The 20556-nt window shown below is 64.4% G+C and carries 18 protein-coding genes; 16 read left to right on the top strand and 2 right to left on the bottom strand.

Annotated features, from left to right (window positions below; genetic code table 11):
- Positions 1-26 precede the first annotated feature (26 nt).
- The 11 genes from ubiE to ACK4ZD_RS00200 all read left to right on the top strand — a co-directional run bounded on the left by ubiE (position 27) and on the right by ACK4ZD_RS00200 (position 11984).
- A complete protein-coding gene (ubiE, locus tag ACK4ZD_RS00250; RefSeq protein WP_409657021.1) occupies positions 27-758 on the top strand; it encodes a bifunctional demethylmenaquinone methyltransferase/2-methoxy-6-polyprenyl-1,4-benzoquinol methylase UbiE in 732 nt (243 codons plus the stop codon).
- Between the two features lie 58 nt (positions 759-816).
- Positions 817-1578, top strand: a complete 762-nt coding sequence (locus ACK4ZD_RS00245; protein WP_409657018.1) for a Tim44 domain-containing protein — start codon at positions 817-819, stop codon at positions 1576-1578.
- A gap of 108 nt (positions 1579-1686) precedes the next feature.
- Complete coding sequence (epsE, locus tag ACK4ZD_RS00240) at positions 1687-2550, top strand: polysaccharide export protein EpsE (RefSeq protein WP_409657015.1); 864 nt, start codon at positions 1687-1689, stop codon at positions 2548-2550.
- A gap of 10 nt (positions 2551-2560) precedes the next feature.
- Positions 2561-3976: a Wzz/FepE/Etk N-terminal domain-containing protein gene (locus ACK4ZD_RS00235; protein ID WP_409657012.1), complete on the top strand. Its 1416-nt coding sequence runs from the start codon at positions 2561-2563 to the stop codon at positions 3974-3976.
- A complete protein-coding gene (gene epsG / locus ACK4ZD_RS00230) occupies positions 3973-4875 on the top strand; it encodes a chain length determinant protein tyrosine kinase EpsG (RefSeq protein ID WP_409657009.1) in 903 nt (300 codons plus the stop codon). The genes ACK4ZD_RS00235 and epsG overlap by 4 nt, the downstream gene beginning before the upstream one ends.
- Positions 4876-4957: 82 nt before the next feature.
- A complete protein-coding gene (locus tag ACK4ZD_RS00225) occupies positions 4958-6547 on the top strand; it encodes an O-antigen ligase family protein (RefSeq protein ID WP_409657006.1) in 1590 nt (529 codons plus the stop codon).
- Between the two features lie 11 nt (positions 6548-6558).
- Positions 6559-8070, top strand: coding sequence for an oligosaccharide flippase family protein (locus tag ACK4ZD_RS00220; protein ID WP_409657003.1), 1512 nt, complete (start codon positions 6559-6561; stop codon positions 8068-8070).
- Between the two features lie 24 nt (positions 8071-8094).
- Positions 8095-9045, top strand: coding sequence for a glycosyltransferase family 2 protein (locus ACK4ZD_RS00215; protein WP_409657000.1), 951 nt, complete (start codon positions 8095-8097; stop codon positions 9043-9045).
- A 5-nt stretch (positions 9046-9050) separates the two neighbouring features.
- Positions 9051-9977, top strand: a complete 927-nt coding sequence (locus ACK4ZD_RS00210; RefSeq protein WP_409656998.1) for a hypothetical protein — start codon at positions 9051-9053, stop codon at positions 9975-9977.
- Positions 9974-11281: an ArnT family glycosyltransferase gene (locus ACK4ZD_RS00205; RefSeq protein WP_409656995.1), complete on the top strand. Its 1308-nt coding sequence runs from the start codon at positions 9974-9976 to the stop codon at positions 11279-11281. Before ACK4ZD_RS00210 ends, ACK4ZD_RS00205 begins: the two co-directional genes overlap by 4 nt.
- 19 nt (positions 11282-11300) lie before the next feature.
- A complete protein-coding gene (locus ACK4ZD_RS00200) occupies positions 11301-11984 on the top strand; it encodes a class I SAM-dependent methyltransferase (protein WP_409656992.1) in 684 nt (227 codons plus the stop codon).
- A gap of 15 nt (positions 11985-11999) precedes the next feature.
- Here ACK4ZD_RS00200 and ACK4ZD_RS00195 read toward each other — a convergent pair whose 3' ends face one another.
- Positions 12000-13427: a UbiA family prenyltransferase gene (locus tag ACK4ZD_RS00195; RefSeq protein ID WP_409656989.1), complete on the bottom strand. Its 1428-nt coding sequence runs from the start codon at positions 13425-13427 to the stop codon at positions 12000-12002.
- 5 nt (positions 13428-13432) lie between these two features.
- A complete protein-coding gene (locus tag ACK4ZD_RS00190) occupies positions 13433-13807 on the bottom strand; it encodes a 4-amino-4-deoxy-L-arabinose transferase (RefSeq protein ID WP_409656986.1) in 375 nt (124 codons plus the stop codon).
- A gap of 257 nt (positions 13808-14064) precedes the next feature.
- Between ACK4ZD_RS00190 and ACK4ZD_RS00185 the strand changes: the two genes are divergently transcribed.
- The 5 genes from ACK4ZD_RS00185 to ACK4ZD_RS00165 are packed head-to-tail and all read left to right on the top strand — an operon-like array spanning position 14065 to position 20537.
- Positions 14065-15066, top strand: coding sequence for a polysaccharide deacetylase family protein (locus ACK4ZD_RS00185; RefSeq protein ID WP_409656983.1), 1002 nt, complete (start codon positions 14065-14067; stop codon positions 15064-15066).
- A gap of 31 nt (positions 15067-15097) precedes the next feature.
- Entirely contained in the window at positions 15098-16015 is a 918-nt protein-coding gene (locus ACK4ZD_RS00180) for a glycosyltransferase (protein ID WP_409656980.1), read from the top strand.
- 37 nt (positions 16016-16052) lie between these two features.
- Positions 16053-17993 carry an asparagine synthase (glutamine-hydrolyzing) gene (gene asnB, locus ACK4ZD_RS00175; RefSeq protein WP_409656977.1) on the top strand — a complete coding sequence of 647 codons (1941 nt, stop codon included), beginning with the start codon at positions 16053-16055 and terminating at the stop codon, positions 17991-17993.
- Positions 17986-19254, top strand: a complete 1269-nt coding sequence (locus ACK4ZD_RS00170; RefSeq protein WP_409656974.1) for a glycosyltransferase — start codon at positions 17986-17988, stop codon at positions 19252-19254. Before asnB ends, ACK4ZD_RS00170 begins: the two co-directional genes overlap by 8 nt.
- Positions 19251-20537, top strand: a complete 1287-nt coding sequence (locus tag ACK4ZD_RS00165) for a glycosyltransferase family 4 protein (RefSeq protein WP_409656972.1) — start codon at positions 19251-19253, stop codon at positions 20535-20537. The genes ACK4ZD_RS00170 and ACK4ZD_RS00165 overlap by 4 nt, the downstream gene beginning before the upstream one ends.
- The last annotated feature ends 19 nt before the right edge of the window (positions 20538-20556 follow it).

Here is a 20556-nt window from a genome sequence, read left to right as displayed (position 1 = left end):
CCGGCCCGGCACTTACGATGTGAACCATGAGCACCACCCATTTCGGTTTCCAGACGGTCGACGAGGCGGAGAAGGCGCGGCGCGTGCGCAGCGTCTTCGACTCGGTGGCATCGCGTTACGACTTGATGAACGACCTCATGTCGGCAGGTCTGCACCGGGTCTGGAAGGCCTACACGCTGGCCGTCTCGGGGGCACGCCCGGGGCACAAGGTGCTCGACATCGCCGGCGGCACCGGCGATCTGGCGCGTGGCTTTGCCCAGCGCGTGGGTCCGTCCGGCCTGGTCGTGCACACCGACATCAACGAGGCCATGTTGCGCGTGGGCCGCGACCGCTTGATCGACGAAGGCCGGCTGCTGCCCACCGCCCTGTGCGATGCCGAGGGATTGCCCTTCCCCTCAGACCGCTTCGACATCGTCAGCGTGGCCTTCGGCCTGCGCAACATGACGCACAAGGACAAAGCATTGGCCGAGATGTGCCGGGTGCTGGTGCCCGGCGGCAAGCTGCTGGTGCTGGAGTTTTCCAAGGTCGCTGCGCCGCTGTCCAAGGCCTACGACTGGTACTCCTTCAACGTGCTGCCGCGTTTGGGCCAATGGGTGGCCGGCGACGCCGACAGCTACCGCTACCTGGCCGAATCCATCCGCATGCACCCTGACCAACAGGCCCTCAAGGCCCTGATGAAGGAGGCCGGCTTTGGCCATGTGGACGTGCACAACCTCACTGCCGGCGTGGTGGCCTTGCATGTGGGCATCAAGTGCTGAAATCCCGGCGGGGCGCCGCAGGTCGGCCCACGGCCTGGGAGTCCTGCCCCCGCGTCTGGTGCTTGCCTGGTCCGGGCTGCTGCCCGGCATCGGCCACGCCCAGACGGAGACCGACGTGGGCATGCTCACCAGCGTGGCTGCCGGGCTGGGCCTGTCGCGGCTGACCCACAGCCTGGGATGGGGGACAGGAGCGGCCGAGTGGCTGCTCGCACTGGGTGTGGCGGTGCTGTTGGGAGGGCTGGCCTGGCGGGGCTGGCGTCGCCGGGCCGGTCCCGGGCAACCCACCGTGGCGGCGGCCCCCGACCGGCGGGGGCGTGAGGCCGCCCGCTCCTTCCTGGCCAGCAGCGAGTACGACCCATCGCATTTTGCCCCCGAGTCGAGCGTGCACCTCGGACGGGGGGCCGATGCCAGCGCGGGCGAGCGTCGCGCCGGTCCCTGGTGGGGGGTGCCCGAAGGGTTCGATTCTGCAGGCTTCCTGGACGCCGCCAAGCGCAACTTCGTCGTCCTGCAGCAGGCCTGGGACGCCGCCGACCTCGCCCGCCTGGGTGAGCTGATGACCGACGACATGTTGGCCAATGTGCGCGCGCAGCTTGCCGAGCGGGGGGACCAGCCCAACCGCACCGATGTCGTCACCCTGCAGGCCACGCTGCTCGGCGTGGAAGACTTGGGAGCTCACTATCTCGCCAGCGTCGAGTTCTCCGGGATGATCCGCGAGGAAGTGAGCGCTGGCGCCTCGCCCTTCCGCGAAATCTGGAACCTCACGAAAGCCCGCGACGGCCACCAGGGCTGGCTGCTGGCCGGCGTGCAGGCGCTGCAGTAAGGCCGTCCTCCCTTACTTGGGGGCTGGCTGGCGCAGCCCTCCCAGGGCTAGACTGGCTGCGTCGATTCCGATCCTCGGCGCCGCAGGTGCGTTCGAGGGCCTCCTGTCGTGGGTTTCGCATTGGAAATGAAGACGTTGAATCCTTCCCGTCGTTTGCCCCCAAGGAAACCCACGAAAAAGCGCAGTTGGCTGCTTTTGCTGCTGGCGTTCCTTTGGGGGATGTGGACCGGGGCCCAAGCGCAGCGCGCAGAGCACATCCTGGGCCCTGGAGACGTGATCCGCATCGCCGTCTACCAAAATCCTGATCTCAGCTTGGAGACGCGGATTTCCGAATTGGGGGAAATCGCATTTCCCTTGGTCGGCACGGTCCAACTGGCCGGGCGATCGACCACGTCGGCGCAAACCGAGATCGCGCGGCTGCTGCGCGAGGGCAACTTTGTCAACAACCCCCAAGTCAGCGTTTTGCTCGTCCAGGTGCGCAGTGCCCAAGTATCGGTGCTGGGCCAAGTGGCGCGTCCGGGTCGTTATCCCATCGAGAGCACCAACACCAAAGTGTCGGAAATGATCGCCGCTGCTGGTGGCGTAACCCCAGACGGGGGCAATCTCGTGACACTCACCGGCACCCGCGAGGGGCAGCCGTTCAGGCAAGAGATCGACCTGCGGGCCGTTTTGCAGGGCGGGCGCGCCGATCTCGACGTCGCCGTGGCCAACGGAGACACCCTTTTCGTTGACCGCAGTCCGGTGTTCTACATCTACGGTGAAGTGCAGCGTCCGGGTGCTTACCGGCTGGAGCGCGGCACCACCCTGATGCAGGCCCTGGCCCAAGGCGGCGGTCTGACCCAGCGCGGCACCGAACGCGGCATGCGTGTGCACCGCAAGGATGCCAATGGCAACGTGCGCGTGCTGGAGCTCAAGCTGACCGACATCGTCGAGCGTGACGACGTGGTCTACGTCCGCGAATCGATTTTCTGAGCTCGCCACCATGCTGCAACTCACGCCCATCCAGTATTGGCGGATCTTCTGGGCTCGGAAGTGGTTGATCCTCGCCGTGTTCGTCGCGGTGGCGTCGGCGGGCATCTTGTTCGTTCTCAGCTTGCCCAAGCAGTACACCGCCAATGCCATGTTGGTCGTGGAGGTCCGGCCGGACCCGGTGCTGGGTCCATTGGCGGCACCCTTCAGCATGGCCACCGAGCTGGAAATCCTGCGCAGCGACAAGGTGGCTTCAAGAGTCGTCACCAAGCTGGGGATGCAGAACGATCCTGGCACTATCGAGGCCTGGATGAAAGACACCGGAGGCAAGATCCCGCTGGAGCGGCATTTGGCTGGGTTTATCCAACGCAACATGACGGTGGAGCCTCTACGCGGGAGCAATGTTTTGAGCGTGAGTTTCAAGCATGTGGATCCTGCCACGGCGGCTGCGGCGGCGAATGCGATTGCCCAGACGGCTATCGATGTGTCCATCGAGATGCGCATCGAGCCAGCGCGGCAGTCTGCCTCTTGGTTCGAAGAACAAGCCCGTTCCTTGCGAGCGGAACTGGAGGCGGCCCAGGCCAGGCTGTCCAAGTTTCAGCAGCAAAAGGGCATCGTGGTCACCGACGAGCGCCTGGATCAGGAGACGGCCCGATTGAATGCCCTGATGGCCGAGCTCGCGCTGGCCCAGGCCGAACGGGTGGACGTTCTTGGGCGCCAGCGCAATGCGGGGGAAACCTCGCCAGACGTTCTCCAGAGCGCGCAGGTGCAGGCCATACGGAGCCAGTTGACGGCTGCGGAAACGCGCCTGAGCGAGATCAGCCGTAACCTAGGCGTCAACCATCCCCAACGCATCCAGATCGAGGCTCAGATTGCTGAACTGAGGCAGCAGCTCAATGCCGAAATGCAGCGCGTATCGGGCAGCGTGGCGGTGGCCAGCCGGGCCAGTGCCCAGAAGGTAGAGGCACTGCGCGCGATGGTAGAGACGCAGAAGCGACAGCTTCTCGAGATGCGTTCAGCAAGGGATCAGATCGCTGTACTCATGCGCGACGTCGAGACGGCACAGCGGGCTTATGACACCGTGAGCCAGCGTAGCAGTCTGCTCAACCTCGAGAGCCAGTCCAGCCAGTCGATTCTGCGTCTGCTCAGCCCCGCCGTGGAGCCTCTCGAGTACACCAGCCGCAAGGTCAAGATCGGTGTGCTGGGCTCGCTGGTTGGCGGCTTGGGCTTGGGCCTGCTGCTGGCCCTGGGCCTGGAGTTCTGGGATCGCCGCGTTCGCGGTGCGGAGGATGTGGACGGTATCGAAGGCATCCCCTTGATTGGGACGCTCGGGACGGGGGCTTCGGGTTCTGCGCGCCGCCCAAGCCTTCCTCGCCCCCATCCCCCTGGTGCACCTCCTGCCCTGCAGCTGCCGGGGGCCAGCGGATGAAGATGTCGATCTCGGTGGTGCCGTCCGTCCAGCGGATGAACCGGCCGATCGGGGCGATCCTGGTCGATGCGGGCAAGTTGTCTGCGCAGGAGGTTGAGCAGGTTCTGCAGGCCCAGCGCCAACACGATCTGCGGTTCGGCGACACCGCCGTGAAGCTGGGACTTCTCACACCGCAGGACGTGCAGCACGCGCTGGCCGAGCAGTTTGCCTTTCCCTACTTGCGTCCCTCGGAGGATCGGCGAGCCATGAGCGCCGAGCTCGAGGCGGCTTTTGAGCCGTTTGGCAAGGCAGCCGAGCGGATTCGCTCGCTGCGCAGCCAGCTCATGCTGCATTGGTTCAACAAAGCTGAACGGCGCCAGGTGCTTTGCGTCGTGGGTGCACAGCCGGGAGAAGGTCGCAGCTACCTGGCAGCCAATCTTGCGGTGGTCTTTGCCCAAGCGGGTGAGCGAACGCTGCTCATCGATGCCAATCTGCGCCGCCCCAGGGTCCACGAGATGTTCGCCTTGAACAACCGCAGCGGACTGTCGACCTTGCTGTCGGGGCGCTCGGGCAATGAAGCCATCGTGCACATCACCGAACTTGCGGGACTGTTCGTGCTGCCGTCGGGACCGACGCCTCCCAATCCCCTTGAGCTTCTCGGTCATGTGACCTTTGCCGACCTGCTCAACAGTGCCCGGGCGAGTTTCGACATCGTCATCCTGGACACGCCGGGGCTGACCGATGGTGATGATGCCATTCTGGTCACTGCCCGTGCAGGCGCGGCGCTGGCCGTGGCGAGATCGCGCCATACCAAGGTCGATGCCTTCCGCAGCATGCTGGCGGAGATCAAGGCCATGGGGATTCAAGTGACTGGCACGGTGCTGAACGATGTTCCCGCCCAACGAGCGACTGCATCGTGAATGCGAGGCGCGGTCGTCGATCGAGCCCACGCGAGCAGTCCTAGCCGCTTCGAAGGTGGGCCTCCTGGCCGCGTGATCGATCATGCCCGAACATCTTCGAGCTCTCGTTGTCATCCTCGGGATCGCGATCCCAGCCTTCTGGCTGGCTCGTCGGGCGCTGTGCGACGGGTTGATGACCGCGGAAGATTTCGACCGGCGGCGCAAACTGTGGTTTGCGGTCACGCTTCTGGCTTTCCTGTCCCACAGCTTCTGGCTCTACATCGTCCTGTGTGGTGCCTTGCTGCTCGTGGCTGGTTCGAAGGAGCGCAACCCGGGAGCTCTGTATGCACTGCTGATCGTAGCCGTTCCGGGTTTCGAGCAGCCCGTTCCAGGGATGGGTTTGATCAACTACGTATTCGACATCAATCATGTTCGGTTGCTCAACTTGGCAATCTTGCTCCCGGCAGCGCTAAGGCTGTCAAAGGATGGACCACTGCCCAGCATAGAGCCGTGGAAGATCATAGATCGACTGCTCTTGGCTTACCTGTTGTTCTCGTTCGTCCATCGAGGGACCTTCGACTCAGCAACCGGGACACTTCGCTTTGGTTTTTACCTTTGGATTGACATTTGGCTACCCTACTTTGTGTTGACCCGGTCGCTGCGCACTGAAAAGGATCTCAAGGAGTGCATGGCCGCCCTTGTGCTGGCAGTTTCCATTACTGCAGTGATTGCCGTCTTCGAGACAACTCGGTACTGGTTGGTGTACGAGAGCTTGCGCTACGCACTGCAATTACCTGAAGTACTGCCCATGTACCTGACACGAGGAGAAGGGGGTAGCCTGCGAGCGAACGTCACGTCGTTGAACGCTATTGCGCTGGGCTACACGATGATGATCGGTTTGATCTTCGGGCTGGCCTTCAGCAAGGCGGTCACATCGCGATGGCAGTTCTATTTGTTGATTGGCGTCCTGGTGGGCGGCCTGATTGCGGCCTTGTCCAGAGGGCCTTGGGTCGGGGCGGCCGTTGGGGTGTTTGCAGCCATGGCTCTTGGACCTGGCGGCGTGAAGCGTGCCATCAAGCTGATGATGTTGGGCGCGGTCGGCTTTGGGATCGTGCTGCTCACCCCCTATGGTGCCAAGGTCATCGACTTGCTGCCCTTTGTCGGGACGGTGGAGCCGGGCAGTGTGGAATACCGGCAAAGACTGTTCGTGGTATCGATGATCGTCTTCTGGGAGAGCCCCATCTTTGGACTTCCCGACTACCTTCTTCACCCCGCCATGGAGGAGATGCGCCAGGGCCAGGGCATCATCGATGTTGTCAACACCTATCTGGGCGTTGCCTTGTATTCGGGTGCCGTGGGACTGTTCCTGTTCGTTGCACCGTTCCTGTGCGCGGGCTTCCTGGTATGGCGTTTGCTGCGCAAGCCTGGCACACGGGGAGAGTCTCGGCAAGGTGTGGGGCGGGCTCTGCTGGGAGCACTGGTCGGCGCTGCTATCACGATCGCGACGGTCAGCAGCATCACGGTGATCCCTGCCTTTTACTGGTTCTTGCTGGCACTTTGTGCCACCTTCGTTCGCCTGATGCAGGCGGCGTCGCCTGAGACCCAACCGCAGACGGCCCACAGCCGTGAGGCTTCGAGTATGGGGCAGACCTACGCGTGTCCCGGTACCTTTCAGCAACATGGCACATATTGAATCCATGACACATGGCTGAGCCTTCACAGCTGGCGGCATCGCTGCCGAGTTCAGAACCTAGCGCAAGTCAGTCGAAGGACCTTGGGGGGCGGGTTGCCCGTGGCACAGCCTGGGTACTGCTTGGTTTCGGCTTGTCGCAGATTGGGCGATTGGCCGGCAATATTCTCCTGGCTGCGCTGCTATTTCAGGAAGCATTTGCATTGATGGCCATCGTCGCTGCGATCATGCAAGGGCTGGTCATGTTCTCGGACATCGGTCTTGGTCCCAACATCGTTCAGAACAAGCGGGGTGATGAGAGAGACTTTCTTGACACGGCATGGACGCTGCAAGTGCTCCGAGGCATTGTGCTGGCTGGGTTGGCGACGGCGCTGGCATGGCCCTTGGCTGCCTTTTACGCTCAGAATGATCCGGCGGCCTGGGATCTTCAGTGGCTGATTCCACTGGTGGCGGTTGGCATGCTGGTGGAGTCCTTTCAGTCAACCAAGCTCAAAACCGCGACGCGGCACGTCGAGTTGGCTCGGGTCACGCTCATCGAACTGGCTGCGCAATTTGCGGGTATGGCTGCAATGCTCTTGACCGCGTGGTGGACGCGCTCGGTCCTCGCGATGGCCTTGGGTGGCATCGTCACGATGTCGATCCACTGTTTGCTCAGCCACATTGCCCTTCCCGGCCCCGGCAATCGATTCCGCTGGGACCGTTCGGCCGTGTGGGACATCGTGCATTTCGGCAAGTGGGTGTTCCTCAGCACGGTGATCAGCTTCTTCGCACTGCAGATCGACAAGCTGGTCTTCGCGCGGCTGTTCCCTCTCGATCAGGTGGGCGTGTATGCCATCGCGGCGAGCCTGGCGATCATGACGCCCATGCTCATGGGAAGGCTGCAAACCGTGATTGCCTTTCCGCTGTATGCGCGCATGCTCGACCGCAAGGAACCCCTGGCCCAGGTGGTGGCGAGCTCGAAGCCGCCGATGCTGCTCGCGGGTGCTTATCTCGTCACGGCTGCCATCGTTTGTGCTCAGAGCTTTGTCGATCTGGCGTACGACGACCGCTACGCGGCGGCAGGGCCGTTCATCATGATCCTTTCCGTCGGGGCCTGGTTTGCGATCATCGACGGCATCTACGGTGCTGCGTTCCTGGCCAGCGGGAGGGCGCACTGGGTGGCGGCGGTCAACGGGACCAAAGTGGTGTCCTTCTGCGTCCTGCTGCTACCGGCTATCGCCTGGGGTGGGCTCATTGGCGCCGTGTGGGCAGCTGCCTTGTCCGATCTCATCAAGCTCGCCCTGGCCGCGATCCTGGCTCGGCGCATCGAGTTGCTCAACCTCTGGCCAGAGCTGCGCTACACCGCCGTTGTCGCGCTGGCAGTGGCAGCCATCCTCGCGCTGACGACCCAGGTTCCCGCTCTGGCACAACTGCATCCTGCCTGGCGCCTGCTCCTGCAGGCCCTGCTCGTCACTGCCGTGTTCGGCTTGCCTCTGGCCAGGATGGCTCGCGAATGGCTGCATCGGTCCCGGCAGACCCAGGACTGAACGGCAAGATCCCAACCCACGCTCATGAACAGCACCTCGCCCATGGACTCCAGCACTCCACGTCCCGACATTTCCGTGGTGATCCCCTCCTGGAACACCCAGGGACTGACCCGGGACTGCCTGCGCTCGTTGCTGCGCCAGGACCATGGGTGCCGCCTGGAGGTGGTGGTGGTGGACAACGGCAGCCACGACGGCTCTCCCGACATGATCGAGAGGGAGTTCCCGGAGGTGGTGCTCATCCGCAACGAGCGCAACGAGTACTTTTCCAAGGCCTGCAACCAGGGTGCGGCCGTGGCGACGGGACGCTATATCTGCTATCTGAACTCCGACACCATCGTCACGCCCGAGGCACTGGGCCGCATGATGGCCTTTCTGGAGCACAACCCCGGCTATGGGGCCGTCGCTCCGCGCCTGGACAATCCGGATGGCACCGTGCAGCCCATCTGCCGGCGATTCCCGAAGCTGATCGAAGTCGCGATCGATCAGTTCGGTTTCGAGCGCTTCGAATTCGCGCGGCGCTACCGGGACCGCGCGGCGATGAAGGACTTCGATCACCTTTCGTCGGCTGACGTCGAGCAGCCGCCGGGTGCCTGCCTGATGATGCGTCGCAGCGATGTCGATGCGATCGGCGGCTTCGACGAGTCGATGCCGCTCTTCTACAGCGACGTGGACCTGTGTCTGCGCATCTGGCGTGCTGGGCGCCCCATCCGCTTCCTGGCCGAGGCGCGCATCTTCCACGTGGGCAGCGCCTCGGTGGTGCGTCACCCGCTGTGGCGGGCGGAATTCATGCGCAACCAGGTACGCTATTTCCGCAAGCACGGGGGGGTTGCAAGGGCGTGGGCGGCCAAGGCCATCATCCTGAGCTCGGGATTGATCGTGGCCGCACGCACCTTGCTGGGGCCTCGGCCGATGCGCGAGAAGCGCGAACTCATCGGTCAGCTCGGGCGTTCCATGCAGATCGTCCTGGGTGGGTGATGCCCATGAATGCCGTGCTGGAACCTTTGGCGCCTGCGCCGGCTACCAGCGCCTCGCTGCCGTTGGGCGAGGTCGCCGGGCTGCAAACCTGGTGGGACTACCGGCCCAGTGAGCCTGATCTGCGCATCCGCTTCAAGCGCGTGGCGGCGCGCCTCTTCCATGAGCGGCCACGGCCCGCGGCGGCGCCGATCAAGCCGGTCGATCCGCAAGAGCGCTGGGTGGCCTACTTCACCTTTCTGCCGCGAGGTGTGCTCAGTGATGCACATCGCTTCACCCTGGGCCGGCTGCGTGATGAGGGCTGTCGTGTGCTGGTGATCTGCGCAACGCCTGAGGTGTCCATGGTGCCCGAGGAACTGAGGCGCTATGCCGATGCCCTCTACTGGAAGGCTCTGGAAGGCTACGACTTCTCCGCTTACACCCTGGCCCTGGAGGTGATCGCCGAGCGCTCGCCGGCAGCCGATGTGCTCATCCTGAACGACTCGATGTTCGGACCCTTCCATCCTGTGCTGCCCTACCTGCGCGGGGCGCGTTGGGATCTGATGGGATTCACGGGCTCGGCACTCAATGAGAACCATCTGCAGTCCTACGGCTTCATCCTCCGGTCGGTCCACGCAGCCCGGCTGGCGCAGCTTCGGGATGTCTTCTTTGCCAACAAGGCCTTCGACCGTGCGGATCAGGTGATCTGTGCGCAGGAACTGCTTCTGGCCCGGCGGGCGTCCCGGCATATGACGGTGGGGGCTTGCTGGTACAGCGATGGGGCGACGGTCGACGATCCCTGCCTGCGGCGCCCGATCGAGCTGGTCGGTGCCGGTTTTCCATTCATGAAGAAATCCCTGCTCGGCAAGATGGCCCGCTTCCAGGATCCGGAGCGCGTGCGAGCCTTGCTGTGCGCTCAGGGGCACCCCGTTCAACGACAGGACGCGCAACCATGAAAGATTCGTTCCAAGCTCTCGACCAGAAGCCCTGGCCCGACATGCGGCGCCTGATGTGGATCGTGTTCACGGCCGTGCTGCTTCGACTGGTCTGGGCGGTACTGATCCCGGTGGTGCCCCTGTCCGACAGCCAAGGCTATGACATCTTTGCCCGCAACCTCGTGGAGCATGGGGTGTTCGGCTGGACCCCGGATCAGCCGTTCGCTTTCTGGCCCCCAGGTACCTCCTTCCTGTATGCGGCCATGTACTGGCTCTTCGGGTATGGCTACGCGAGCCTGATCGTTCTGCACATCCTGATCTCCGTCGGGCTGATCCTGACCTCGGCGCGTGTGGCGCACCGCTTCTACGGCGAGGCCGCGGCGCTGTGGTGCGCGTGCCTCCTGGCGCTGTGGCCCACGCTGATCATGTTCACCACCATCCTGGCCAGCGAACTCCTGTTTGCCCTGCTGACCGTGGCCGCACTCGACGCCTGGACTGCGCGGAGCGGCTCGACCTGGAAGCGAGGAGCGCTGGCGGGTGTGCTGCTCGGGATGGCGGCGCTGGTGCGCCCTCAGGCGCTCCTGCTGCCTGCCGTCTACGGCCTGGCCCTGGTGCTGTCATCCCCGCGTCCCCGCCAGGCCCTGGGCCAGCAGTTGCGTGTTGCGCTGGTGTCGGGGCTGGTCATGGCGGTGCTGATCGCCCCTTGGGCCTGGCGCAACTACCAGCTCTACGACGAACTCGTGCTGATCTCGACCAACGGCGGCATCACCCTGTGGATGGGGAACACACCCGGGACGGGGGGCAGCCACATGGACGTGCCGGCGGCCATCGCCGAGTTGCCGGACAACGAACAGGCCCGTGTGCTGGGGGCCATGGCTCGCGAATACATCCTGGCCGAACCCGTGGCGTTTGCCATGCGGGCTGTCAAGAAGGTGTTCCTGCTCTACAGCAACGAATCGATCGGGGTGGGCTGGAATGCCGGGGGCATCGCGCAGCGTTTCGGGGAGGCGTCCGTCCTGTGGTTCAAGCGCTTCACGCAAATCACCTGGGCGGCGCTTTTCCTCGTGAGCCTGTATGGCCTGTGGACGCTGATGCGCCGCGACGGAGTCTGGCGTGTACTGGTTTCGCCGGTCGTGCTCACGGTGTTGTTCTACACCGCCCTCCACAGCGTGGTGGTGTCCCAGGATCGCTATCACCTGAACTTCGCAGGCCAGATCGCGATGTTCTTCGGCATCGGGATGGCCAGCCTCCTGCATCGCTGGCGCAAGCCGTCCCCTTCCAGCCACGCCATGCAGGAGCCCCAGCAGGCTCTGCGTCCGCATTGACCTCCGAAGGCCTCGCTTCATGGACACGAATCTGCCCTCTCTGTCACCACAGTTCAGCACGGCGGCCCTGTCGGCCCAGGCACGCGCCTTGTACCAGGCCGAGCCCAACACGAAGATCCGCCTTCTTCAGGGGCTGAGGCCCCACATCTGCCCTTTCGGCGACGTGATGGAACAGATTCCTGCAGGTGCCAGCGTGCTGGACGTGGGCTGCGGTGCAGGCTTGTTCCTGCTGCTGCTCGGGCAGCAGGGGCGCATCCGCGACGCGCTGGGCTTCGATGTGTCGGTGCCTGCCATCGAGGCTGCCAACCGGGCGGCGCAGAAGGCGGGCCTCTCAGCCTCCCTGAGTTTCCAGGTGCGCTCCATCGAAGAGGGCATTCCCGCGGGCCATTGGAACGTCGTGACCTCTGTGGACGTCCTTCACCACGTGCCCGCTGCCCATCAGCGCTCGTTCGTGGCCGCCCTGTGCGAGCGCGTGCCACCCGGAGGACGATTGGTCATCAAGGACATGGTCGCGCGGCCACGTTGGCGTGCCTTCGCCAACCAGATGCACGATCTGGTGATGGCCAGGCAGTGGGTGCATCAACTGGGGCCCGAGACGGTCGATGCCTGGGTCCAGGAACAGGGTCTGCGCAGGGTCTACAGAAGCCGGCTCAACAGCTGGTGGTATGGACACTGGACCTTGGTCTACGAACGCGCCGAGTGAGGCGGCGGCCACTCATCAGGCCATCAGGAACAGCGCCGCGGAAAGAGCCACCACCAGCAGGCTCTGCCAGTCCCGGACCGCAAACACCACCGGGTCGTCATCGACCTCGCCGCGATGCGCCTTCATCCACAGGCGGCTGACCCAGTACAGCAGCAGTGGCGGAACCAGCCAGAGCCACAGCGGGTTCTGGTAGATCCGGGTGATTTCCGGGTTGTTGATGTAGAGCGCAAACACCAGCACGGCCACCATGCCCGACCCGGTGCCGATCGACATCAGCACGGGCAGGTCCTGGACCGTGTAGCCACGCCCCGCCGGCTGATCCTTGTGCTGCTGCAAGGTGATGAGGAGCTCCGAGTAGCGTTTCACCACGGCGAGGCTCAGGAAGATGAACATCGAGAACGCGAGCAGCCAGAAAGATGGGACGATGCCCGTGGCGGCGCCGCCTGCAATGACCCGCAGGGTGTAGAGACCGGCCAGCATCAGCACATCGACGATGACCCGGCGCTTGAGGAACAGCGAATACGCCAGGGTCAGGCAGAAGTAGAAAGCCAGCACGAGCAGGAAGTTGGTGGGCAGCAGGGACGCCACGCCAAAGGCCGCGGCCAGCAGGAGAGGCACCATCAGGCTGCCCTGCCAGATCGGGATCAGGCCCGACGCGAACGGCCGGTTCCGCTTGCGGACATGGCCTCGATCGGACTCGAGATCGACGAGGTCGTTCAACACATAGACCGCGGAAGCGCACAGGCTGAAGGCCACGAAGGCCAGCAGGGCGGCCTGTATGCCTTGGGGAGAGTCCCAGGCATGTGCAGCCACCAGCGGCACGAACACCAGCAGGTTCTTGAGCCATTGATGGACCCGCAGGCCTTTGAGGTAGGTCCTGATCCGCGGGCGGGGCGGTGCGATGACACGCTCAACGTCGGTGACCTGGCGCGCAGCATCGGCCAGTGACTCGCTGGCCGAGACCACCGTTCCCTTGCGGGCGCGCGACCAGACGGGAAGGTCGGCCTGGTCGTTGCCCACGTAATCGAACCCTCGCTCGCCAAAGCGCGAAGCCAGGGCGTGGCCCTTGCGTTCGCCCGAGAGGTTCACTTGCGCGTCCGACGCCAGCACTTCGTCGAACAGGTCGAGGTGGCGCGCGATGCCTTGGGCCTGCGAGTGGTGCGAGGCCGTTGCGAGGACGACGATTCGCCCTTCCGATCTGGCCTCGCGCACCAGGGCGACCACATCGTCATTCAGCGGCAAGGTTCCCCAGGAAAACGACACAGCCTGCGCCAGGCGGTCCTTCAGGTAGGCCTTGCCCTTCAACAGCCACAACGGAAGCAGCAGGACCTTCCACGGTGCACTCTTGAGTAGCAGGAAGACGGCTTCATGCAGCAGATCGGTGCGCAGCAGGGTGCCGTCGCAATCGACGCAAAGGGGCACGTTGCGATTCACAGCATCCATCCGAGTCAACTATGGGCCAGCACGGCCACGCCCACGGCGATCAGCACGGTACCGCCGACGCGCATTAGGCTCAGGGTGTCGCCGTGGATCCACCAGCCCAGCAGCATGGTGATGACAAAACCCAGTCCCACGAAGGGGTAGGCCAGGCTGACTTCCACGCGTGCCAGGATCAGCAGCCAGATCACGGCGCTGGCGAAGTACATGGCCAGGCCGAGGAGCACAAGCGGGTTGCTTCCCACGACCCAGGCCGTTGACCATCGGGCGCCGTGGGCCAGGCTGGCCTGGACGGCGTCGGCGCTCATGCCCGCCTTCAGGATGACCTGGGCCAGGGACGTCAGCAGGACGTTCACGAGAATCAGGCCGAACACCGAGCGGGTCATGTTTGCATCCACCATCAACCGAGAGCCCTTGAGGGCGCAACTGCCCCTGGCCGCCTGGGCCTGGAGCGAGCGCAGTGTGACTCAGGACCCTGTGCCGGTACACGCCCAAGTGGGGGGTCGCAACCTGGGCTGCCTCCGGAGAATAATCGCATCAACCCATGGCCGGGCGCCGGGTCGAGAGGCGGTGCGCCCTTGGCTGGCTTGCACCGCTCCTCCCGTCTGGTCAGATCCCCATGCCGCTTGCGTCACTGTCAGCCTTGTCTCCCAAACAGCTCGGACGCAGGGTGCTGACCTCGAACGGCTTGTACCCGCTCATGCGAGCCCGGGCGCTGCGAGGCGATCCTGTGACGGTCTTGATGTACCACACCCTGGGTGCCGATGATGAAGCCTTTGATGCCTGGACGGTGGTTCGCCAGTCCGACTTCCTGGAACAGATCGACCTCCTCCGGCAGGGCTATGACATCGTATCCCTCGACGAGGCCATGACGCATCTGTGCGGCGCCGAAGCTCAAGGGCGCCCCAAGGCCGTCATCACCTTCGATGACGGGCACACCGGCCTGCATCGCTACCTGCTGCCCGTGCTCGATCGCCTGCAGCTGCCGGTCACCATCTGTGTGGCCACCGGACACATCGCCAGCGGCCGCCCCTACTGGTTTGACCGTGTGATGAATGCGCTGCAGGTGCGCCGGCCCTTGACGCTCGACCTGGCAGGCTTTGGCCTGCCGGCCTTTGCCATCGAGGCTGGATCGGGAGAGGCTCGCTGGCGTGCTCTGGGAGCGCTGCTCGAAGCGCTCAAGGCGCTCGCGCCCGAGCATCGGGAGGCGGCCGCTGATGCCGTGGTGGATCAGCTGGCGCCGCATCGGCGCGACGACTTTGAGCCCCTCGCGCCCTTGGCGATGGAGCAGCTCCTGGAGCTGGCGCAGTCGCCCTGGGTCACCCTGGGGGCGCACACCGACTGCCACAGCCTGCTCGATCAGATTCCGTCCGATGATGCGCAGGAGACCATGGTGCGCTCGGCACAGCTGCTGCGTGAATGGACGGGGCAGGCCGTGCATCACTTCGCCTATCCCAACGGGAACCACAACCAGGAGCTGATGGCCCGTGCCCAGGCCGCGGGATTCGCAACGGCGCTGACCACCCGCAAGGGGCTCTGGCGCCGCGATGACTCCCGCTTTGCCGTGTCACGCATTCCGGTGGGCCGTTATGACGACCTGCCTCGTTTCAAGTTCAACCTGCTGGCAGGCGAATGGCGTCATTGATGTTCTTGCCGGCCAAGGTGGGTGTGTCCTCATGAGCAACGGCCAGCGCTACGTCCTCATTTCCCCGTGCCGCAACGAGGCGGGCTACATGCGCCAGACGCTGGACAGCGTCCTGGCCCAGTCGGTGCTACCGGCGAAATGGGTCATCGTCGATGATGGTTCCACGGACGAGACGCCGGCGATCCTGGCGGAGTACGCGCAGCGCTATCCCTGGATCCAGATCGTCACACGATCCGACCGCGGGCACCGGGCCGTGGGGCCGGGCGTGGTGGATGCCTTCTACAGCGGGTATGCCGCCATCGATCCGGCGGAGTACGACTTCCTGTGCAAGCTCGACCTCGATCTGCGCCTGCCGCCACGCTACTTCGAGATCCTGATGCGTCGCATGAACGACGATCGCAGCATTGCCACCTGCAGCGGAAAGGCCTACATCGAGGAAGACGGCGAGATGGTCAACGAGCGCCATGGTGACGACACGTCGCTGGGCATGACCAAGTTCTATCGGGTTTCGTGCTTCCAGGCCATTGGCGGATTCGTGCGGGAAGTGATGTGGGACGGCATCGATTGCCACCAATGCCGGATGCGGGGGTGGCAGGCCTGCAGCTGGGACGAACCGGAGCTGCGTTTCATTCATCTGAGGCCCATGGGATCGAGCCAGAAGGGCATCTTCACCGGGCGCATGCGCCATGGCTATGGACAGTACTTCATGGGCACGGGCTTCGTATTCATGGTCGCCAGCGCCGTGTCCCGCATGAACCAGAAACCCTACATTCTGGGCAGCCTGGCCATGCTCTGGGGCTGGCTCAGCAGCGCGATCCAGCGCAAGCCCCGCTACGAGGATCCCGCCTTTCGAGCCTTCCTGAGGCGCTACCACCGACGGGTGCTGCTTGTCGGAAAGCGCCGGGCCGTGCAGGAAATGCAGCGGACTCCCGCGCCCATGACCCCCTGACCTCTTTTCGTCGACCCTTACCCCTCCTTCACGAACCATGTGCGGCATCGCCGGCATCGTCGGCCAGATCGACGAGATTCATCGTGCCGCCCTGCGGCGCATGTCGGATGCGATGACGCATCGTGGCCCTGATGCGGACGGGTTCTGGGAGGCCGAGCCTGACGAGACGGGCTGGGGCCCGATGCTGGCCCACCGCCGCCTGGCCATCCTGGACCTCTCGCCCAGCGGCATCCAGCCCATGATCGACCCGTCGTCGGGCGATGTCGTGGTGCTCAACGGGGAGATCTACAACTACCGGGAACTGCGTGCGCAACTGCCCCATGGCGGGACCGATCTGGGGTCCAGCGGTGACACGGCCGTGATGCTGAGGGCGCTGAGCCAGCAGGGTGAAGCCGCGATCCCCCGGCTTCGCGGCATGTTCGCGTTTGCGTTCTGGCGCAAGCGCGAGCGCCGGCTCACGCTTGCGCGGGATCCGCTCGGGATCAAGCCGCTGTACTTCATGCGCAACCCCGATCCGGCGGGGCGCTGGTCCATTGCCTTTGCCTCCGAACTGCGCGCCTTGCTGGCCAGCGGCCTGCAGGGCAGGCCCCGCCTGAACCCGGCCAGTGTGGCCAGCGTGGTCTGGAACGGTTTCACCGTGGCGCCGCAGTCCATCGTCGAAGGCATTGAAACGATGTGGCCTGGCGAGCTGCAGGTGCTCGATGCAAGGGGGGCGACGCTCGAGCGCCGCGCCTACTGGAGCCTGCCCCGGCACGCTGAGAAGGACGCCGTCTCGGACGAGGAGCTGGCGGCCTCCCTCAAGGACTGTGTCCGGCTGCATCTGGCCAGCGACGTGCCCTTGGGCATCTTCCTGTCCGGCGGGGTGGACTCCTCCGCTGTGGCCCATCTGGCGCAACAGTCGTCACAGACTCCCATCCACACCTTCACGCTGGCCTTTGAAGAGGCCGAGCACAACGAAGGCGGTTATGCCCGCAGCATTGCGCAGGCCATCGGGACCGAGCACCGTGAACTGCTCCTGACGGAGTCCTTGTTCACGTCGCGGCTCGACGACGCGCTGGCCAGCCTGGACCAGCCCAGCTTCGACGGGCTCAACTCCTATTTCATGTCCCATGCCGTGGCCCAGGCCGGCTTCAAGGTGGCGCTGGTCGGCAGCGGAGGAGATGAACTCTTTGGCGGCTACACCAGTTTTCGCGACCTGCCCGTGCTGGCCCGTTGGGCTCGTCGCACAGGGTGGATGCCTTCTGCGCTCAAGCACCACCTTGCAAGCGGGCTGGCGGCCCTGAAGCAGGCCTCGGGCAGCGGTTTTCCTGCCCAGACCCGCTGGGCCAAGCTTCCCGAGATGGTGGCCCGCGGGGAGGACTTGCTGGGCCTGTACCAGATGGCCTACGCGCTGTTCCTGCCCGAGCAGCATCGACAACTGCTCGGGCCGCAGACCCGCGACCGCGTTCGCGACGGCCTGCCGGATGCCATGCGGGCCTGGCTGGGCGATGCGACGGCATCTCGGTCGGACCTCGCGGCCATCAGCGCGCTCGAACAGCGCCTGTTCCTCGGGGAGCGGCTGTTGCGTGACACCGATGCCGTGAGCATGTCAGCCTCCATCGAGGTGCGGTTGCCCCTCGTCGACCAGATGCTGCTCGAGCAGGTCGAGCGAGTTCCCGAGGCGGTTCGCTATCACCCGATCCGCAGCAAGGCGCTGCTCAGACGCATCGGCCTCAAGGGGCTCGATCCGGCCTTGTTCGACCGGCCCAAGTCCGGATTCGAGCTGCCTTATGACCGCTGGCTGCGCAGCCAGCTGGGCCGGCGGATCGACGAAACCCTGAACGACCCCGAACTCGTGCGCCCCGCGGGACTCGACCCCGACACCGTGGCCAGGCTGTGGAAGGCCTTCAAGGAAGGGGCCCCCGGCCTGTACTGGTCGCGCATCTGGGCGCTCTACGTTCTGGTGCATTGGTGTCATCGCCACCGCGTTTATGTCTGAGCAGACCTCTTCCCCAACCACGGCCGCCCCGACGGTCCGCGTGGCCTACCTCGTCAACCAGTACCCCAAGGTCAGCCACAGTTTCATTCGCCGCGAAATCCTGGCTGTGGAGCGCCAGGGGGTGCTTGTCGAGCGCTTTGCGCTGCGGGGGTGGGACGAGCCCATCGTGGATGCACAGGACGTGAGCGAACGGGCCAAGACGCGCTACGTGCTTCAGGGCGGCCTGGCGGCCCTGATGTTTGCCACCGCGCGCTGCGCAGTGGCTGCTCCGCGACGCTTCGTGCGTGCCTGGTGGTTGGCAACGCGCATGAGCCGGAAATCGGACCGGCCTCTCCCAGTGCACTGGATCTACCTGGCCGAGGCCTGCGTCCTGGCGCGCTGGCTGCAGGAGGCCAGGGTGTCCCACCTGCATGCCCACTTCGGCACCAACCCCGCCGAAGTGGCCATGCTGGCGGGGGTGCTCACGGGCCTGCCTTACAGCTTCACGGCCCATGGCTCGGAGGAAACCGACAAGCCCCAGTTCATCGGCCTGCCCGAGAAGATTCGCCGGGCGGCCTTTGTGGTGGCGGTCAGTTCGTATGGGCGTGCCCAACTCTATCGCTGGTGCCGACTGGAAGATTGGCCGAAGATCCACGTGGTGCATTGCGGCCTGGACCGAAGCTTCTATGAGGACGTGACCGTCCACCCCGTCGAGGCGCCGAGGCTGGTCTGTGTTGGCCGCTTGTGTCCGGAGAAGGGACAGCTTCTGCTGCTGCGCGCATTGCGGCGACTGAAGGATGAAGGGGTCGCGTGCGAATTGGTGCTGGCAGGCGACGGCGAGTTGAGGTCAGCCGTCGAACAGCTGGCCGAGGATCTGGGAATCGCTGACCGCATCCGCGTGACCGGTTGGATCAGCAGCGAGCAGGTCCGCGAAGAGATCCTGCGCTCGCGCGCCCTGGTGCTGGCCAGCTTTGCCGAAGGCCTGCCGGTGGTCCTCATGGAAGCCATGTCGCTGGGCCGCCCGGTGGTGTCGACCTTCGTGGCGGGCATTCCTGAGCTGGTCCTTGAGGGGCAATGCGGATGGCTGGCACCGGCCGGAGATGTGGACCGACTGGCCGCAGCCCTGAAGTATTGCCTGCTGACCGATGGGCCAGGCCTCGCTCGGCTGGGTCAGGCAGCTCGCGAACGAGCGATTGCCCGGCATGACATCGATGTTCAAGCCAAAGACCTGGTGGCGTTGTTCAACGCTGGCGAATCCAACTCGAGCGCGCATCTGACATGAAAGTCCTACTCATTGCAGAACAGGCCAATCCGGAATGGGTGAGTGTTCCCTTGGTTGGTTGGTCGCTTGCGACAGCCATCGCCAAACAGGTGAATGCTCATATCGTCACGCAGGTGAGGAACCGTGACGCATTCCTTCGGCAGGGATTGCGCGAGGGCATCGACTTCACGGCCATCGACTCCGAGCGCGTCGAGCGGCCGATGTATGCCTTGGCGGGCATGCTGCGCGGGGGAAATACGCTGGGGTGGACGACGCAGACGGCGTTGAGCAGCATCGTGTATCCATACTTCGAGCGACTCGTATGGCAACGCTTCGGCGACGCGATACGCAACCGTGAGTTCGATCTGGTGCACAGACTGACACCTTTGACGCCTACCGCGCCCAGCCCCTTGCACCGCAAGTGCCTGAAAGCAGGCGTGCCCTTCATCATGGGCCCGCTGAATGGGGGCCTTCCGTGGCCCGAGGGTTATGGGGACGTCAGGTTGAAGGAGAAGGAGTGGCTGTCGTACGTCCGGTCGGCCTACCAATTTCTTCCAGGAGTGCGCGCGACCGTCTCACGCGCTTCGGTGGTCATCGCGGGATCCAGACATACGCAGATGGAGCTGGCGCGGCTTGGGCGTCGGCAAGATGTGCTCTACATGCCGGAAAACGGGATCAGCGAGCAGTTTCTCTCGAAAGTGGCTGCCCCCTATGACGGCAAGGTCCTCAAGGTGTGTTTCGTCGGACGCCTGGTGCCCTACAAGGGGCCTGACATTTTGCTGGAAGCCATGCTGCCGTTCCTGAAGAGCGGTTGGGTGCATGTGGGCGTGGTGGGAGATGGCCCCATGATGCCGGAGCTGAAGGCATTCGTGGCTCATCACGATGTTGCCGGCTCCGTCACGCTGCACGGATGGCAAACGCACGAGTCGGTGAAGGACATCCTGAGCCAATCGCATGTGCTCGGGTTCCCGAGTATTCGAGAGTTTGGCGGAGGCGTGGTGCTCGAGGCCATGGCACTGGGCGTTGTGCCCGTAGTCGTCGACTACGGAGGTCCCGGGGAACTGGTCGATGCCGAAATTGGTATCAAAGTCCCTATCGCACCCCGTGACGCGATGGTTCAGTCTGTGCGAAGCGCGGTCGAGAGGCTGCTTGATGGCATGCACGACGTTCGAGAACTGTCGGCTCGCGCTCTAAGCCGCGTCAAACAGCAGCATATTTGGCCACAGAAGGCTAAACAGATTTCGTCTATCTATCAGGAAGTGCTCGAAATCCACATGAAAAAGGGCGCCGCAGCGCCCCTCTGAGAAGTTGATTCAGTGATAA

The sequence above is a fragment of the Caldimonas sp. genome (assembly GCF_046291045.1).
In the GTDB taxonomy this organism is placed as follows: domain Bacteria; phylum Pseudomonadota; class Gammaproteobacteria; order Burkholderiales; family Burkholderiaceae_C; genus Caldimonas.
Note: the sequence above shows the minus strand (reverse complement) of the source record. Positions and strands in the feature narration are given on the sequence as shown.

Excerpts from the sequence above, each read along its gene's own strand:
- ACK4ZD_RS00200 (WP_409656992.1), top strand. The coding sequence starts at position 11,301 with ATGGACACGAATCTGCCCTCTCTGTCACCACAGTTCAGCACGGCGGCC.
- ACK4ZD_RS00225 (WP_409657006.1), top strand. The coding sequence starts at position 4,958 with ATGCCCGAACATCTTCGAGCTCTCGTTGTCATCCTCGGGATCGCGATC.
- ACK4ZD_RS00205 (WP_409656995.1), top strand. The coding sequence starts at position 9,974 with ATGAAAGATTCGTTCCAAGCTCTCGACCAGAAGCCCTGGCCCGACATG.
- asnB (WP_409656977.1), top strand. The coding sequence starts at position 16,053 with ATGTGCGGCATCGCCGGCATCGTCGGCCAGATCGACGAGATTCATCGT.
- ACK4ZD_RS00235 (WP_409657012.1), top strand. The coding sequence starts at position 2,561 with ATGCTGCAACTCACGCCCATCCAGTATTGGCGGATCTTCTGGGCTCGG.
- ACK4ZD_RS00220 (WP_409657003.1), top strand. The coding sequence starts at position 6,559 with ATGGCTGAGCCTTCACAGCTGGCGGCATCGCTGCCGAGTTCAGAACCT.
- ACK4ZD_RS00215 (WP_409657000.1), top strand. The coding sequence starts at position 8,095 with ATGAACAGCACCTCGCCCATGGACTCCAGCACTCCACGTCCCGACATT.
- ACK4ZD_RS00210 (WP_409656998.1), top strand. The coding sequence starts at position 9,051 with ATGAATGCCGTGCTGGAACCTTTGGCGCCTGCGCCGGCTACCAGCGCC.
- epsG (WP_409657009.1), top strand. The coding sequence starts at position 3,973 with ATGAAGATGTCGATCTCGGTGGTGCCGTCCGTCCAGCGGATGAACCGG.
- ACK4ZD_RS00170 (WP_409656974.1), top strand. The coding sequence starts at position 17,986 with ATGTCTGAGCAGACCTCTTCCCCAACCACGGCCGCCCCGACGGTCCGC.
- ubiE (WP_409657021.1), top strand. The coding sequence starts at position 27 with ATGAGCACCACCCATTTCGGTTTCCAGACGGTCGACGAGGCGGAGAAG.
- ACK4ZD_RS00195 (WP_409656989.1), bottom strand. The coding sequence starts at position 13,427 with ATGGATGCTGTGAATCGCAACGTGCCCCTTTGCGTCGATTGCGACGGC.
- ACK4ZD_RS00190 (WP_409656986.1), bottom strand. The coding sequence starts at position 13,807 with ATGACCCGCTCGGTGTTCGGCCTGATTCTCGTGAACGTCCTGCTGACG.
- ACK4ZD_RS00180 (WP_409656980.1), top strand. The coding sequence starts at position 15,098 with ATGAGCAACGGCCAGCGCTACGTCCTCATTTCCCCGTGCCGCAACGAG.
- ACK4ZD_RS00165 (WP_409656972.1), top strand. The coding sequence starts at position 19,251 with ATGAAAGTCCTACTCATTGCAGAACAGGCCAATCCGGAATGGGTGAGT.